The organism is Rhodoferax sp. GW821-FHT02C08 (assembly GCF_059421805.1).
Genome location: NZ_JBWKVR010000035.1, coordinates 1 through 16932, shown reverse-complemented (window position 1 = coordinate 16932; position 16932 = coordinate 1). Strand labels below are relative to the sequence as shown.

At 60.4% G+C, this 16932-nt stretch carries 9 protein-coding genes; 5 read left to right on the top strand and 4 right to left on the bottom strand.

The features are described from left to right. Nucleotide 1 precedes the first annotated feature (1 nt). The 4 genes from AC07VY_RS25105 to AC07VY_RS25090 form a co-directional block, all read right to left on the bottom strand. Nucleotides 2-1423: an ATP-binding protein gene (locus AC07VY_RS25105; protein WP_495099893.1), complete on the bottom strand. Its 1422-nt coding sequence runs from the start codon at nt 1421-1423 to the stop codon at nt 2-4. Continuing rightward, nucleotides 1420-3474 carry a TnsB C-terminal domain-containing protein gene (locus AC07VY_RS25100; RefSeq protein ID WP_495099894.1) on the bottom strand — a complete coding sequence of 685 codons (2055 nt, stop codon included), beginning with the start codon at nt 3472-3474 and terminating at the stop codon, nt 1420-1422. The genes AC07VY_RS25105 and AC07VY_RS25100 overlap by 4 nt, the downstream gene beginning before the upstream one ends. A gap of 3 nt (nt 3475-3477) precedes the next feature. Beyond that, a complete protein-coding gene (locus AC07VY_RS25095; protein WP_495099895.1) occupies nt 3478-4458 on the bottom strand; it encodes a PDDEXK family nuclease in 981 nt (326 codons plus the stop codon). 195 nt (nt 4459-4653) lie between these two features. Further along, nucleotides 4654-4932, bottom strand: a complete 279-nt coding sequence (locus AC07VY_RS25090) for a DNA-binding protein (RefSeq protein WP_495099896.1) — start codon at nt 4930-4932, stop codon at nt 4654-4656. Nucleotides 4933-5116: 184 nt separating this feature from the next. On the opposite strand from AC07VY_RS25090, the gene AC07VY_RS25085 reads away from it, so the two are divergent. The 5 genes from AC07VY_RS25085 to AC07VY_RS25065 all read left to right on the top strand — a co-directional run bounded on the left by AC07VY_RS25085 (nt 5117) and on the right by AC07VY_RS25065 (nt 16870). Then, the gene (locus tag AC07VY_RS25085; protein WP_495099897.1) at nt 5117-5947 is read left to right on the top strand and encodes a hypothetical protein; all 831 of its coding nucleotides are present in this window, start codon (nt 5117-5119) and stop codon (nt 5945-5947) included. Between the two features lie 558 nt (nt 5948-6505). After that, on the top strand, nt 6506-12559 hold the full coding sequence (locus AC07VY_RS25080; RefSeq protein ID WP_495099898.1) for an ATP-binding protein: 6054 nt from the start codon (nt 6506-6508) through the stop codon (nt 12557-12559). Nucleotides 12560-12910: 351 nt separating this feature from the next. Then, nucleotides 12911-13909: a CBASS cGAMP-activated phospholipase gene (locus AC07VY_RS25075; RefSeq protein WP_495099899.1), complete on the top strand. Its 999-nt coding sequence runs from the start codon at nt 12911-12913 to the stop codon at nt 13907-13909. After that, nucleotides 13909-15315, top strand: a complete 1407-nt coding sequence (locus AC07VY_RS25070) for a CBASS cGAMP synthase (RefSeq protein WP_495099900.1) — start codon at nt 13909-13911, stop codon at nt 15313-15315. Before AC07VY_RS25075 ends, AC07VY_RS25070 begins: the two co-directional genes overlap by 1 nt. A gap of 160 nt (nt 15316-15475) precedes the next feature. Further along, nucleotides 15476-16870: a hypothetical protein gene (locus AC07VY_RS25065; protein ID WP_495099901.1), complete on the top strand. Its 1395-nt coding sequence runs from the start codon at nt 15476-15478 to the stop codon at nt 16868-16870. Nucleotides 16871-16932: the final 62 nt, after the last annotated feature.

The following is a 16932-nucleotide window of genomic DNA, read 5'->3' as shown; positions in this document are numbered from 1 at the left end:
GTCAGTCGCCCCCGTTTTCGACGTCGACTTTTTGAACCGTGCCCCTCTTCTTGCCGTCGCTCAACAGCCGAGCACCTGCAAGCAGCGCTTCGGCATTAACTGTCGGCCGACGCGGAATCCGCGTGACGTTGGTGCTCGACTTGACGACGGTTGGCATGTCTGGCGACGCGCGGAGCTTGCTCAGTACGCGGCGCTCGTCGGCGTTTAGCGCACTTTCCAAGAGATGCACAGCCGCCGCTGGTGGTGGTTGGTTGAACATCGGCTTGGCCGCCGCGATCTTGCCGCCCTCGGTGCTCATCATCGGTCCAGAAAATGGTGCGTTAAGGTCCCGCCTCTTTTCTGAAAGCAACCCACTGAAGTGAAGCGAACGCAGTGCATCCACGTCGCTGCGCTGGCTGGCGTACGTCCGGGAATGGTAGGCCGCTCGAACATCATCCATGGTGACAGCCCGATCGACCTTCAAGGGCCAAGCAATTCGACAAGCGTCACGCAACAGGATGCGCAATAGCCGGTAGAGACCTCCCGTCAGCTGATGCAGCGCGTGCGCGTTGTGCTTGGTATCAATGTTGATCAACCCCGAACCAAGGCGGACATACTCGTCCAATACAGCTTGCCAGTGCCTGTCATCCGCCAGCGGGGGTTCTAGAGTGAGACAGTTGGCCAACAGCCTATCCTTGTCTTCCTGCGGGCGCGTTAGCAGTTTGTGCCCAAGAGAATAATTGAAAACGTAGACAACCGCTGGACCGAGACTATTGAGATCGCCGATGAGGTTCGCAATCAGCGTTGTCGACTGGTGACTTCGAGTCATCGCTTGCATTTCATCGACGAGCAGTACCTGTGTACCCTTCGCGTACAGCCACTGCCGCAGATGCTGCGACATTTCCTCGGCTGCGATGTTTCTTCGACCCGCTATGAAAACGGGATTTGCCAGCGATCGGAGTACCGGCCTGGCAGATCGCTGAGCCTGCATTTCGATGCGAATCACGGGCTCGATGGGCGCTTGTACGCCTGGCGCGATCCCTCCCTTCACGCCAGATGAAAGTGCACGCACGAACGCTTTTGTTGCCGACGACTTCCCGCAGCCCGCCAGTCCCGTAACGCCCCAAATCTCTTGGTCAGACTGGACGACCGGAATGCGGGCATAGATCGCAGCCTCGTATGCGCTGACGGACGTAATGCGTGACATTGCGCTCAACCGCACGCGGTCGACGAGCTGCCGAATGAATGCGAGGTGCGCCGCGCACGGAATATAGGTAGCCTTCCAAGCGTCGAGTATCCGCCCGCATGCAACGACAGGGGCATCTCGTGCAAGACCTTGCGGCGCGGCCACAAGGTGTGTAACCCGCTCGCGAAGCCCGTCGTCGGTGTCGAGCCCATCGAACCAATGCACCCATGGTGGCACCGCATTCCCATGCCGGCTCATCGGCGACCTCCTTTCGCGTGGATCAGCGGCATGATGTCCCGGGCCTCCCTCAACGAAACGGCACTACCTCGCTTTGCGCGGCCCGGCCGAATGTCCGCCTGGTCGTAGGCTAGCCCCGTTTCGGCTTCGTACCGCTCGGACACATCCGCCCTGGCGGCCTCTCGGTGCTCTCGAAATGCAGCTAGTTCTTTGTCCCGTAGATCGGCGAGCTGCGCGAGTTCCGCAACCGACAAGAAGTCTTCGTCGTCACCGCCCCGAATTCCAAAAGAAGCATCGACAACGAGGATGCCGTCCGGCGTGTCGAGAAAAATGTGCCGAACGCATGCAGGTAGCAGATAGCCTTGGATCCGGGTCGTTGCCCTCGTCAGTAGCATGCTGTCACGAAGTGCCGCAGACCAGTACCGAAATCTCATGAAGTAGACCGCACCATCACTCACCGTCAAATCCACCTTCTGAAGGTAGTTCCGGATCGCCTGGTCGCTCTGCGGCTTGTAGGCAAATGTCCTCCCGCGGCCGACTAGGTAATTCCACATGCCGATTGGCGTAGGAAGCACGCACTGGGAAATCGCCTCTGTACCAAGCCTTAGCCGGACGTTGGCTGACTTGTTCGACTCGATTGCCCGCAAGATCTCGCGCCGGACGACTTGAACGATCGATTGCCGTGTCAGCTTATAGCGCGGCGCGCCCTCGACCTTCACCGACTTAGGGTGCCGGGTTTCAACGCTGGCCTTTGATTGACCGGAATATGAGGGTGCCATTTCCCTGATGATCGGCTTCAAAGCTGCGGCGTCGCCGTCGGCACCCCGGGTCGCCCCTGGACCTCGGTCAGTAACCTCATGCAGCGGCAGTCCGATACTGGGCCATTCTTCGAGCGAGATCTGAATGCCGAACAAGCTGCAGTACCAGACTTTGTCAACCGACATGCAGAACTTCGCCATGCGGTAGGCTTCTGCCTTTTCCCCTTTCAACGAGAAGCCGATACCAACCACCATGGCGGAGGCTAAGCACAGTATCCGCACGACACAGATTCGGGGCAGATGACTACCCTCCAAGTAGCCAGCACACACTTCCTTGACGAAATATCCGTCGGACTCCAGCGTCTCCATCGCATTGGCCACGGCATTGGTAAAAAAGCCGTTTGATGGCGCAAGCTTTGACCTGATGCGCTCATGGCCATACTTCAGAAGCTGACGGGTCTCCAGGTCATAGGCCAGGCCCACCCAGTACCGAAACTGACCAGGACTGGGAAATGCTTTGCCCTCAGGGTGAACGAAGGACATGCGCTGCCGGGCGTCGCTAACGGGCTTGCAGCCGAAGACCCGCACAATTGTCTTTCGGTAGATGGCAAGCATAGACTGGCCGGGCGTGGCGTACTCACGAAATCCTTGCAGGCATAGCTCCTGCACCTCCTCGCAGCACGCGCTGTGCCCATGCTGCGCTCCCAGCAGCGAGGGGCGTCCAAACTTCTTGTTCTTCGGCGCACGTTTCCATTTACCGAGCTTGTTGATCGGGTAGTGCAATGCCAGCCGCTCCATGCCGAAAGCGATGTAAGCGAAGAAGGCAGCCCGGTAGCGGGACTCGTTTTGGCAAGGCGTGCATGACCTGGCGTACCGGTTCAACACGGCCTCGGGATTTTCCGCGCCAAAGACACCGGCCAGTCCCTGGACCGCTGGCCACAGGTGGGCGAGCATCGTGTCAATGCGCTGAACGTGAGGTCGTCGCCGCGTGTGATCTTGCTTATCGTATTCCAGCAGATCGGAGATGGTCGCATCCCCGAGCCAATGCGGAAGCGATCGGGGCCTTTCGTACGGGCGGATCAGTCCACTGTCCTTGGCCGCCTCGAAGCGATAACGTTGAACAAAGAAAAGCACGGCCTTGTAAACAGCACCGCGCGATGGTGCACACACCTCCGGGAGGGCCAAAGTTGGAGCGTCAAAGGACAGAAGCACGACCCGATTGCGATCGGCGTCGCTGTACATGAAGTGATACACCACATTGGCCACAAGCCCTTCAAAGCCATAGGGGGCAACAAGCTGCTCTCCTAGCATCATGGGTCAGACCTCCCGATTGAACAGATGGCTGAACCGCGTGAAAAGGTCGCCGCGCTCCGGCATCAGCGGCTGATCGACCAACATCGTTGCATCAACCAGTTCAACCCGTACGCGCCGTTCCCAGAGAATTCGGTAGAACGCCCTTTGTACGTCTTGGTAGGCACATCCATGACGGTGTGTAACGCCCAAGATCGCATTCAGCGGTGGCAGGCCAGCTTGCATGCCGGCCCTAACACGGTCTTCAAGCTCCCTTTCGACGTGTACGCCAAGCGACTGATCGCACCTTTGGTGAAGAAAGAGCCTGCGCAGGTTGCATTCAAGTAGCTCTGGAATCGTCCTCACCACCACCCTGACAGTGCGGATGCCCACATCCAGATACAGCTGCTCTTCGATGGCATGGCGCGCGTTGGCCGCATTGGCGTCCCTGGTCGCGTTTCGAACTCTTGATCTTGCATTGATCGACTGGCCGAAATCCTCCTTGTTCTTCTTGACCGTCCAGTTGACGCAGTACGGTCCTCGATCGTCCACCATGAACAACAGCAGGTCACCCAGGAAAGGAATGGGCACGACCTGGTCTTCGCCAGTGGCGGGATCACGCGCGCGTAGCCAGCCATGGAACGAGAGAAGATCCAGCCGTTCTGCCACAGCGATGGTTCCCTCCATGGTCGGTAGATCCGTGTCGATGGTACGCGGATGCCCTGTCAGCGGATGAGGTCGGCTCGCGACCGGCAACATGCGCTGCTCCTGTATTTCGAAGAGCCGAGGGTGGTGTAACGCCAGCAGAACGGCCGCCTGCTCAGGCTTCGACAGTGCGTGCACATCGCGCTGCAGCCGCTCGCACCACATCTCTGCAGGTCTGGATATCGCCGGCGCTTCTTCCCGCGTTGCCTTGATACTGGGTTCGTACGCCGCCCCCCACTGCGGCGGATCTTGGCGTCGATAAATTTCCCGCACACGGGCGAGCGTCATCTTCCTGTCGGTCATAGGTGTCCCTTTAGTGCGGCATGGCCGCGACTTCGAATATGAATCGACGAGGGACACCCTTGACCCGCTCCATGGGAGCGGGTATATTGATTCCAGCACTGGAAATTTGAGGGCACCCTCAATACGTCTCTGAAAGCCGCCGATCTCGCAAATCTGCGGCTTTCGCGTTTCTGGCGTTCTCTGATATTTATGGAGTTACGTGGTCATCGACGTCTCCTTTGAATCCACGACTGGGCGGCTCACGCTGCGGTTCACCGCCAGCGCTTCGGGATCGACAGCACACTCCCCTTTCTTCAAACCCAGTGCAACGGCAATTCGATGGCTTGCACCACGCCTGGCAAGGCACCGGCCGTTCAGCACGCTGTAAACCAAGCCACGATCAAACCCATGCTCGCGTGCCCAGTCCGAAACGCTTTTACCGTCTTCGTAAAACTGCCTACGCACCGCATCGATTGCGCTTCTGTCTGGCTGCATAAGTCGAATTTCGTTCGTATCGTAAGGTTTAGGGACGTTAGGACATGGATCTGTATCACTGCCAATACATCAAGTCCGATGCGGTCATGTGAGATCGCAGAGACTCATGGCATGCTAGTTCACGGCCTGAGTTTGGTAAATCGGCAACGCGGGTCGGATACAAAGGTTCAGGAGAATGCCCTAAGTGTTTGATACGAATGCACTTTCTCTCAGTCACGAAACTTTCGCGTGGGCCAACCCAAAGCTTTCGCGTGTTTCGCGGCGCTCCGTCGTCGACGTTTTCGCCACCATCGCGTGGTTTCGAGTGCTGGCGGCTGATGCGGATGCAACGTCAATCGGGGACATGGTCGGCCACTACGGTCCGCAGGGCACTATCTCATCTGATAAATACAAGATGCTCCACCACCAATGGACGGAGCGATCTATCGGGCGACGATGCCCTACGCGTGCAACCATCTTGGCCGCCGAAGGGCTCTGCGCCGACAGTGCTTGCATATTCGAGTTAGCGTTGTGGCCTGCGTTGCGCACAGACTGGCACTTTGATCACAGTAGGGACAAGGTCCGCCGAAGACTACCGGCCAACTTCTCGAAACGGCTGGAGATTCAGCTTCAAGACAACCCAAACCGCTGGGAAAGTAGCTACATACGAGCCTTGAGTGACAGGGGCACGCTCGACGACCTTGCATGCCTGCTTGTCCTTCTGCGACGCGGCAATGCGGCGGCTTCCAACCACGCGGCTTATGGGCTTGGGAGAGCGGTCAACCGCGTGTTGCTAATTCAAGCCGGCTGGCTGTTGGCACACGGATTGTTGCGCCCGCTTGTTGAATATGTGGACATGGAATTTTTTCAACATGCTCCAACGTCAGTAGGTCCATCGGCAACAGAGGCGAAATACTTTCGGATGCTTGAAAGACTAGTAATAGCCGTGCCACGTCATCTGCCGGAGGTCGCCGACGGCTTCGATGCCGATCTCTGGACACGGGGAGCACATCTCGCACTCTCGGCTGCAAATTAGCCTGACCATCCGTCCTTGCTTAAATATCAGCTCAAGCTAGTCAATGCGCAAATCAACTACCGCGCCGATGCCCGCTAGAGTGCAATGCTTCGGAAAAATGAGATTCCACGCAGAAGTCAACGCCAAAATAACATTGAAGCAGGTCGGCGCAATATCCGCATCAGGCTGATCTGAGTCATTCCCGCGCCGGCGTCCGAACGGCAGCCTTCATGAACTCCGGTCATTGAATGGTTGGTTTCTCGACTGTCCAAATGCACAACCGAGCTAACAAACTGGCAACCTGGAGTCAGGTGACGTGGCGAGGCCTGAGGGCGTGGCATCATCTCGCGATGACCGATTCAACAGAAGAAGCAGCGCCTCAGCCGGAAGACAACAAGAAGCCCAAGCTTTTTGACCCTCGACGACCTCATTCCACCCAAGGAAGCAGTCGAGACCTCATCGGCATCTTGTACGTGAGCGGCCACCGGCGTAGGGCTGCCTAAGCGATTCGTAGGTACCATGGTGACCTACCCTCGGTACTTCACTGCGTCAATAACCGTACGAACACACGTCGCCCGCATGTCTAGCAGAAACGTCGCAACGACTAACGAGTCTGCCAAGGAAACCGTTGCTCCACCACCAGCCGAGGGTGAGCGCCGTGCCGTTCGCGGCTATGTCGCTCAGTATGGGAAGGCCGGCGCGGCCATTTACAGCGAACTCGAACGAGGGGAAATGCAGTGGGTGGGATTGGCCGACCGCAAGGCTGGCATCGCCGACGATCTGGTTCTGGGCTTCGATGGGCTGGTGGTGGGCCACCAATTCAAGTCGTCGAAGTTCCCGGCACCGTTTACCGTGACAACGCTACTTACGGGAGCGGACGGCCTGCTGAAGCCGCTCATAACCGCCTGGCAGATTCTCTCCAAGGACAATCCCAGCGCCCGAGTCGAAATTCGCTTTGTGACGACGGACTATCCGTCGACCACCGACAAGCCTGGCGACGCCACGCCCGCACACAGCGCCGAGTTCATTGATCAGTTCGGGCGCCTTCCCAACCGCACGTTGGCAGAGTGGCGCGCGGCCGGCTGGCGCAACCTGATCGATCGACTACTGGCTGAATCGGGTCTAAACGAGGTCGAGTTTGAGAGGTTTCTGCACGCCCTGCGCATACTGCATGGCGCTGCCGCTGACTTTGTGCAGCTGCATAAGCTCAGCGCCGAGCAGTCGCGCCTGGCGTCCGAGATTGCCAGCTTGCTGCCAAATCTCGTTGCCGATGGTCGAGATAAGGACCGATGGACGCGTGAAGAGCTACTTCTGGAGCTCGGCTGGCCTGATCCGGCCAAGACGCGCTATGTGCACAGGTTCCCGCTCGGCGCCTATGTGCAGCGCAACCGCGACACCGAGATCGAGTTGCTGCAGACCGTTCGAGGCATCGACCGAGGATATGTTGCGCTGATTGGGCCGCCAGGCTCGGGAAAGTCGACGCTGCTGCAGATGGCACTCGCTGTGGAGCCAGACCTCCGTCTAGTGCGCTACCTGGCGTTCGTGCCAGGCGTCGCCCAAGGCGTTGGCCGGGGAGAAGCCGAAACCTTCCTCGATGACATCGGCGCCCAGCTGCGCAACAGCGGGCTGCATGGCATCCGCCTTCGAGACAACTCGCTGCATGAGCGACGCGAACAGTTCGGTGCGCTGATTTCCCAGGCGGGCGAGCGCTATGCCAAAGAAAAGATTCGTACGCTCATTGTGGTTGATGGCCTGGACCACATCCCGCGGGAAGAGCGGCCTGCCCAGTCGCTGCTGTCGGAGTTCCCCCTTCCAGAAGCGCTCCCTGCGGGCGTCATGTTTGTCCTGGGCACGCAGCGTCTGGACCTCGCGCACCTGAAACCCGCCGTGCAGGACCAGGCCGCGAAGCCTGGCCGGCAGGTGACGATGAAGCCGCTTGACCGAGAAGCCGTCGCCCGGATGGCTGACGCGCTCAGCCTTGATCCGGACATCCCGCGCGTACGACTGCATGAGCTTTGCCACGGGCATCCGCTGGCGACGCGCTATCTGATTCAGGCGCTCCTGCGCGCGGATGAGGCCAAGCGCGCCCAGCTCCTCGCCGGGGGCATGGAGTTCAACGGCGACATCGAAACCGTCTACGAAGCTGCCTGGCGAGAGATTGCTAACGACCGTGACGCAACCGACTTCCTCGGCTACATCGCGCGTGCTGAAGCTCCAATCGCACTCCCATTGCTCGCTACTATCGTGGACGAACGTGCCATTGAGCGGGCGCTGGCCGTCGCCCGTCACCTGCTGCTGGAAACAACGCAAGGCTGGCGCATCTTTCACAACAGCTTCCGGCTCTTCGTCATCGCCAAGCCACGGGTGCGGCTTGGCAGCGTAGAGGCTGACTACTCCCAGCGCGTCTACCGCGAGCTGGCCAAGCTGGTGCAGAACGCGCCGGACAGCTCGCCCCAGCGCTGGCTGGAACTGCGCTACCGGGCACGTGCTGGTGATGCCGACGACGTGCTGGCGCTGGCGACGCCTGCGCGCTTCCGCGAACAGTTGGCCCGAGGACGCTCCGGCTCGGATATTCAGGACGACATTCGACTGTCGCTGCTCGCTGCGCGTCTGACCTTGGACGGGACCGTCCTGACGCGTCTGCTCCTGTGCCGCGACGAAGTGTCTCGGCGTGCCAACTCGTTGGAGTATGCCGATCGGCTGCCCTCCGCGATGCTCGCGGTCGGAGACATCGACGCCGCAGTCGCCTTCGTGCAGGAGTTCCCCAAGCGCGGCTACGAAGTCGTTGACGCCTTGCTGGAACGGGGCGATTTCGACCGAGCGAAGGAACTGTTCGAGCAACTCGAGCCGCTGTCGCAGCTGCACACCAGCCGGTTCCAGCACCACGGAAGGGACCACAACCTTCACGAGTTCCAGGAGTGGGCCCAGCGAGCATCCCACTTTCGGGACTTCGAGCAGATTCAGCAATCGATTGAGCGCCTTGTCGCCGATGGACTGGAGAAAGTCACCGGGCATCCGCCAGACGAATCCGAAGTGCCCCCGGGCGTCCACCTGCGCCTGGAAGTAGCGCGCGCCGTGCTTGAAGGACACCCCAGCACCACGGCCGAGGACGTGTGCAACCAGCTCGGCATCGACCGCAAGGAGCTTCCAGCACTGCTGGTGCACGCCGGGCTGGGAATTGGGAACTCTGGCGACACAGAGCGCGCCCAGCAGCTGTTCGATGAGGCAATGCAGCAGCCGGACTTCAATGCGTTGCCGAACGGCTGGCGGCGTGCCGTGGCGCTCAGTGCAGCCAAGGCCGGGCGCACAGACCTTGCTAACGTGCTGTTCGACAAGCTTGCTGCGCCGATGATTTCGATGGGGGATGACGAGGTCAACTCTGCGGGTCCCGGCGCCCTCGCGACCGCAGTCATGGAGCATGCGCAGCTGTGCACCATGCTCGGCAAGGAATTGCCTCCTGCGATCGACTCAAAGCATGAGATGTTGCGGCCGCTGCAGAAGCATGCGACCAAGACCGGAATTCTGCGGGGCCGGGTCGCCGCGAACCTGCCAATTTCGGCAGGCGGCGTTCAGGCGGTCACGTGCAACGCTCTGGGCTACGCCCTGCGACTGACACCTCGCGGCGGTAGCGACTTCTACCGAACCAGTCAAGTCCTGACGGCCGTGCCCTTGCTCGCGCGCGCGCTGCTGCAGGTCGCGGCTTCCTGCGGCGAGAACGAATACCGGGCCGTGCTGCGAGAAGTCGATGAGGCGATTGCATCATCCACACTGAACAGCACCGAAGACCTGCGCCGTGAGGTCGCCGTAGAGACCTATCACCTCGACGGTGACCAGGTGCGCGCAACAGCGAGGCTTGAGGCGCTGGCTGCCGAGCTGCATCGCGACACGCCTGGCGAGCATGTGGATGCGCTGGCAGAGCTGGCCATCGCCTTTTCAACCATAGGAGAGACCGATCGCGCGCTCCAACTGCTGGCCACAGTGCCTGACCACTGCCTCGGCTACGCGCTGGCGGCCCGCAAGGACCCGCAGTACGGAGTCTGGCGCGACGTCTTGGTTCTCGCCAACAAGGCCGATCCGGCCGGCAGGGCGGAGCGCATTTCGCATCTGATGCGGCAGGTCGACGGGATGAAGGAGACTGAGGGGGCCAACGCAGCCCATCGCCTGACGATGGTGCTGATTGATGAGGCCATGCAGGTCGATGCCAGATTCGGATACGACACAGCGCAGGGGCTGGCGGCTTGGAAGCTGATTTCCTGGCCAAACCGCGTGGACCTGCTGATGACAGGGTTGGTGCGACGCCGGCCAGACCTGCTCTGGACGTGCGTCGAAGTGTGGTGCGGCTTGTGCTTGCCGTTCTACATGGAGCCTCACTATCGGGACCCGTACCACGTCGGGGACTTTATCGACGTCGCCGCAGACGCAGCGGGGGCGGGCGCCATTGCTCAGCTTGTCGACGAACTCTTGGGGCCTATCGAGATCACCAGCCGTGCCCACGAGCGTGCGACGCTCCTCGAGCGGCTGCGCACTGCAGCCCTCAAGCACGGGCTCGGCGACGGCAAGCTCGGAGCGGCTCTGATTCGCTGGAAGGCAGAGGCACCTGCGCCAAGGTATTCGTACACGCCTTCTACGTACGACTCGGCCGAAACGCTGGCCCAACTGCAGGCCATGTTTGAGGCGGGCCCGGCGCCGGACTACAACGCGCCTTCTCGCTTCGTTGACTTGGCGGAAGCTGCGCACTTGGACATGGTCCGAGCCATGTATGAGCAATGGGAGGTCCTCCGGGCTGACACGAAGTGCCGCTTCATGTTGGTCACGCGCCTGATCGATGCCGGTGAGCTGGAACAAGCTCGAAAGCTTGTCGACGAATACCCAAGCACGGACGACCGCTGGAGCACCTGGAGCCAGTTCATGGGCGGCGGCAAGTTCCGCTATCACAGGGCACGCAAGCTCCTGGACGGTGGTGCAGCGCATCGCGCCGCCTTTGAGAGCCTGATCGATTCCATCACGGCCGGCGAAGAAAACACCGTCTCGCTGCTGATGGAGATTGATGAAGTTCTTCCCGTTGTCAGTGCGTCGCCGGACTGGCCGGCGGTCTGGTCGTTGCTCGCTGAGCAGATGACGTTTACCCGCGAACACCAGCTTGGCAAGCCATTCAAGGCTGGGGAAGAGCCTTTGAGCGACGAGGCGTTGCTCGTCGAACTCATCCACTTTGGCCAGCGGCTGCCGATTGTCGAAACCCAGCGTCGTGCGCGCGATTGCTTACTTCGACTGTCCGAGGATGTCGCAGTCGGCGAGGCAGTGGCCACACTGACCGTACGACGGCTCCTGACCGGCGAGTCCGACGCACCGCTGCAAGGCCTCTGTGCTCTGCTGGCCATGTCGCACAATCGACTGGCTTCCGCACTAGGTGATGCCGTGGCGCACCTCGCGGGCCATCGAGATATCGCAATCGCTGAGGCGGCCCTGCTTCTGGCAAGCCGGTGGGGAATAGCCGTTTCAGCAACGCGAGAGGCACTCCCGCTGTTCTACCAGCTTGAGCTGGATGGTTCGCTGGTGCTGGACAGCTCGTTGGTGGATGCACGCACAGGCGCGATGCGGATCGAGTCGGCGCCAGGCTGGACCCAGTTGCTGCGGCCAATCGCCAGAGCGCTTGCACAAACAGCAGGCGTCGATGAGTTGATCATCAGGCGGCGCGCCGCGGAGTTCATCCAGCAATGGGGCGGCCTGGAGGCTTTCGGCGCGCTTGCGCTTAGGCGCCTGGAGGCTGAGCTCCGCTCGTTGGAGATGCAGATCACCTATCTCAAGCCGCACATGGCGATTGGGGTGGTCGCCCTTCGCCACGTCGCGGGAGAGGTTCGCCGCGCCGGCCTGCTGGCTGACCGCGACCTGCCGCTTTTTCTGGAGATCCTGAACGCGCCGCTTCCGCCACACCCGCCGCTGCGGGCACAGGTTCGTCCGCAAGCAATTCCTAGACCACTGGTCGCCCGCGATACCAGCTGGGGCGAGGCCGGCCGCGCTTGGACCCCTCGGGTCAACGAGGATGTTGCACCGTGGTCGCTACAACCAGAAGACTTAGTGATTGCGGAGGTATCTCGATTCACGGTCTTCAAGCCCAGACAAGCCGAGTTCCTCCAATACCGCTTCCGCGCACCGCAGGCGCAGATCGACAGCGACGATTTCGATGACGGCTACGAAAAGCTGCCCGCCGTCGTCTGGCGAGGAGCCTACGTGACGCACGACGCGACCCCAGCGACTACGCTGGTCAGGCGTGTCGCGAGTTCCGCTGGGACCGAATTGTATGGGCCAAGGTATTTGCTGACCATCTGCCCAAATTGGCTACGTCAGCTGCGCTGGCGGCAGCACGATGCGAATCCCTGCGTCTACATGGACTCTGGCGGCTCTGCTGTGGCCAAGCTCGTCTGGTGGCGCGATGCCGGTCCTGTGGACATTGATGACGAGTCCATTTGGGGCGAGGGCTGCTATCTGGCCCTTGCACCGCATGGCCTCAGCCAATACAAAGCGGCGGGAGGACAGCCGACCATCAACAGCTTCGCGAGCAGAGAGGTAGTGGTTCACATTGGGCATGGCGAGGCAAGTTGCCACAAGACGGCCAGGCACAGCTACACCATCTAGTCCGGCCACCTCTCCGGCAGACGCTCGCGGTTCCGAGGGACTTTATTTATTGGCCTCATTAGTCATTTATCTGCGCGGCAGCCGGCCAGTCAGTGACCGGAATGAGGTAAGTGCGTCTGTTCGGCTTCTGATGACGAAAGACCGGACTCGCTGGCGGAGCCGTCCCTGTCGACGACCGTCTCAGGCTGACTGCGGCCTTACCATTTCATGACGCCAGTGATTGCACCTGGCGCAAGCGCTCGTCGTGGGCAGTCTTATGGTTAAGTCAGCTATCCTGCAAGCTACAGCTAGAAAGACATTGCACCCAGTGCACTTTGCAGACCGTGGGCATGAACTAGGAGAAGCACCGCAGTGATTTGGACAAACGACACCCCTTTTCAAGCACTCTCGCTCACGGGCGGAGGCTATTGTGGCTTGTTCACCGCCAGGGCCCTCCAAGTCATCGAGGAGCACGTTGGTGTGCCAATCGGCAATCGCTTCGACCTAACCTGCGGCACGTCCATCGGCGGCATTGTCGCCTTGGCTGTGGCCTTCGAAGTCCCGATGAAGAAGGTCGTCGACGTGTTCGAGCAATACGGCGCGGCAATCTTCCCGCCGCACGAGCCACGGTCGAGCAAAATTGGTAAAGGATGGGACTTTTGGTCGCACTCCCGCAAGCCTCGCTACTCAACAGCCCCACTTCGCGAAGCCATCACGAAGCTCATCGACAAAGACGCGACGCTGAACGATGCGAAGCATGCCGTCGCTATCCCAGCGGTCAATGTGACCCAAGGCAAGCCCCAGGTTTTCAAGACGCGCCATAAGGTGGAGTGGACCCGCGACTGGAAGTTCAAGGCGGTGGACGTGGCGCTGGCGACAGCTGCGGCGCCAACGTTTTTTGAGCTGGCGGAGGTAGGGGGGAACCTTTACGCCGATGGCGGCCTCTTCGCAAACGCCCCTGACCTCTTGGCGCTGCACGAGGCAGAGCATTTCTTCGGTGTGTCCACGGACGCAATACGCATCCTGAGTATCGGCACGACGACAAAGAGCTACTCGGTTTCCTTCGGCGCGGGCCGACAGTTCGGCATTGCAGATTGGATGGAGGACCAGCGACTCTTTTCTATCATGATTTCTGCACAACAGCAGTTCGTGGACCAGCTCATTCAGCACAAATTACAGGACCGCTATTTCCGGCTGGACCACGAACCGTCGCAAGAGCAGGCGAAGGATCTGGGGCTGGACGTCGCGACCGAAACCGCCCGCAAAACCTTAAAGGCCCTTGCAGACAAGGCAACCACGGACGTACTCGGCAACAGCCTGAAAACCTACTTAGCACATCAGCCACAACTCAAACCGGTTAAGGAAGACTGATGGGCCAAGCCTCGAAGCTGTTCAACGGAAACACCGACCAGACGCTCATCGGACGCGTTACCCCGACGGCGGAGCAGCAAAAGTTCCTGCAGAAGCAGTGGAACGACCTCGTCAATCACTTGAAGCCGGCACTTGCCAAGCACGGCTACACCATCTCCACGTGGCTTCAGGGCTCCTACAAATACGCTACGCTCATCAAGCCGGTTCACCTTGGGGAAGAGTATGACGTTGACGTCGGCCTGTACTTCGAGTGGGACGACGACCAAGACGCAGAACCAACGCCCAAGCAACTCCGGGACTGGGTTCAAGCCGAGCTTCTTGAGTACGAGAACGCGTGCGAAGAGTTGAAGAAGGTGGAAGTGCCGCCCAAGGAACGGTGCTCCCGCGCCTCATACTCTCAACAGTTCCACATCGATACGCCGGTCTACCACCTCAACACGGACTCCGACGTTCGGCGCTTGGCCTGCTTGTCGGGAAAGTGGGAGCACAGCGACCCTAAGAAGCTCTACAAGTGGTTCAAGGGAGCGGTCAGCAGCGATGACCGTGACCAGCTTCGGCGGCTTGTTCGGTATCTCAAGGCCTGGGCAGCTGTCTCCTTTGATGGCGCTCCTGACTCTCGGCCGTCATCCATCTTCCTGACAGTCGTGGTCACTGAGGCCTACCAGGACCTTTGGGCGCAGCGCTTTCTCGGGTTGGCTGATGACGATGCGCTTTTGGTGATCATCAAGAAGATGCACGACCAATTATTTGATGACCGCAAGGTCGAGAATCCTGTAGACAAGAACGAAGACCTCAATCGGATGTCGGTGGAGGCTTGGGATGGTTTCCTGCCCCGACTAGCCGCGCTGCAAGACATCGCCGAGCGCGCTGGCGACGCCCAAGACGAGGCGGCGGCCGCACTTATCTGGTCGGAGGCGTTCTCATTCCTCATGCCGCTGCCAGAAACCGACCAGGTAGAGATAGTCGACGAAGGCTCCGGGCGAGCAGTTATGCAGTTGCCGGAGGTTGAAGTCAAGGTGCTCACAGGGATACCCCTTCGCCTCGTGGCAACGCATCGGAATGAGGTGCCAGGCGTTGCAAAGAACTGCACGCTCTCGTTCTCCATCGTCAACCCACACGTGGTGCCAGAGTTCGCGACGGTCGAGTGGACTGTCCGCAATGAGGGCCAAGAGGCAGACCAGCGGAGCGACTTGGGACACCGATGCGTTGGAATGCGTCTGCTCAGCGCGGAGGAGCATACCGCCTACGTGGGGCGGCACTTCATGGATTGCATCGTTCGCCTGAACGGGCAGGTTTACGCAGTTCGGCGTGTGCCTGTCATCGTCCGCGACGTTCAGCATGCGGCACGCAACCCTCCGAGACCTCCTTATACGAAGCTCCAAAGCCTTTTCCGCCGGCACCGGTGACACCTCAAGTTCGCACGGTCTTAGAGCTTTCGTTGGCACGGTGTGAACTGCTCCATGACGGAGTTACACCTGCGGCACCTTATCAGACTTAAGCGACTCGGGTGATTAACCGGCGAGGACGTCGCCGCCGAGAGATACTAAACCTTGCATTAGATTCGTTATGACCTCTCCACCTCTGCCTACCGCTGTTTCGTCGCCGCTTTCCGTCACCGTTGGCTCATTGGCGCGCACGCTGCAGGCGGCTGATCGCGGCGAACTCGAGGTCGAAGTCCCTGCCGGCGTCCATCTGGATCTCTCAGCAGTGACCGGCGCGTCGATCGAGGCCGGCAAGTTGCGCTTCGCGCGACTCGAGGACCGAAACGCTGCCGCCGCTGCCGACGTCTTGAGGGAGTTGGGTGATCCTGTCGAGCCTGAGGTAGTGTGGACGGCTGCCCGTGAGTTGTGGCGCTGCGAAATCGGCAACTCCGACATGGCCAGCGGGCGGTTGCTGGCCTCCGTCCACCCGCTGGTAAACGTCCTGCACCTGGCGGCAGGACGTATCACTAGCCAAGGCGACGTCTTCGATGCCCTGCACTTGGTAGAGGCAACCCTACCGCACCTAGAGACCATCGACTTACCTGACTTGGTTACGCTGTGTGACATCGAGCGGCCGTTAACGCAAAATGACCTCGCTGGCGGGAACTTCTACGGTGCGCTGATGCGCTGGCTCAGTTTGCGGCAGGCCGCGGCGCGGGAAATGGTCGAGCTGTTGCTGGCTAAACCGGACCCGACGCGCGGCAACCTGCTAGGCGCCGCCTGGATCGCTTGGTTCATCGCAGATCCACAGACGTCGGTCCAGCGGTTACTGGACGCCGACACGCGCTCTGATTTGGACGCGCTTCACGGCTTCACCTGCTGGATTGCCGGCCGGATGCTGGCGGAGCCGGCTGTACCTGCCGATCTAAGTCCTGCGTTAGAAGCCCGCATCCTGAGCCGACTCTCTGACGAAAATGACGAGCTGCGACGGTCTGGTCTACGAGCAGTCAGCGCGCTGCTACACCTCCGGCGCGCCTTTGATGCCGCGTTGCGAGCCCGCATCGCAGGGGGCGACCAGGAGGCAGCTGGGTTCGTCATGCAAGGACTGACGCGCAACTGCGCGACACTGCTGCAGGCGGGGATCTTCTTCGACTGGCTGCACCTGTGTGTCGGCCTAGGCGAGGGGTTCAAGGGAGTGCTGGACGAGCTGGATCACAGCCTGTCAATGCTGCTGCGTCCCAGCTCGGCGCACGTCGAACCTGTAATCTCGTTCCTTGAGGCCTGGATCCAGGCCCACCCTGCTGCGAAGACAGGCAACCGCGATTTCGCTCAGCGCTTCGACGCCTGCGCCCGTGCCTTGTTGTCTCAGCCTGAGTTGCTCGGCCACGTCTTCACCCGCTGGATGTTCTCTAATGGCCAATCCCTTGCGAACGCGGCCGCAAGCATTGTCATGACCACCCACACTCACGGCCAGTCGGTTATCGTATTCGATCCGTCGCTGCTAGACGCAGCCTCGGAGGCCGACCTAAGGCAACGCTGAACAAGCCTCTTCAAAATAGGCCCATGCATCTACCAGGGTCCGATTTCGGCCACTTGGGCGTT

Excerpts from the sequence above, each read along its gene's own strand:
- AC07VY_RS25105 (WP_495099893.1), bottom strand. The coding sequence starts at position 1,423 with ATGAGCCGGCATGGGAATGCGGTGCCACCATGGGTGCATTGGTTCGAT.
- AC07VY_RS25100 (WP_495099894.1), bottom strand. The coding sequence starts at position 3,474 with ATGATGCTAGGAGAGCAGCTTGTTGCCCCCTATGGCTTTGAAGGGCTT.
- AC07VY_RS25095 (WP_495099895.1), bottom strand. The coding sequence starts at position 4,458 with ATGACCGACAGGAAGATGACGCTCGCCCGTGTGCGGGAAATTTATCGA.
- AC07VY_RS25090 (WP_495099896.1), bottom strand. The coding sequence starts at position 4,932 with ATGCAGCCAGACAGAAGCGCAATCGATGCGGTGCGTAGGCAGTTTTAC.
- AC07VY_RS25080 (WP_495099898.1), top strand. The coding sequence starts at position 6,506 with ATGTCTAGCAGAAACGTCGCAACGACTAACGAGTCTGCCAAGGAAACC.
- AC07VY_RS25070 (WP_495099900.1), top strand. The coding sequence starts at position 13,909 with ATGGGCCAAGCCTCGAAGCTGTTCAACGGAAACACCGACCAGACGCTC.
- AC07VY_RS25065 (WP_495099901.1), top strand. The coding sequence starts at position 15,476 with ATGACCTCTCCACCTCTGCCTACCGCTGTTTCGTCGCCGCTTTCCGTC.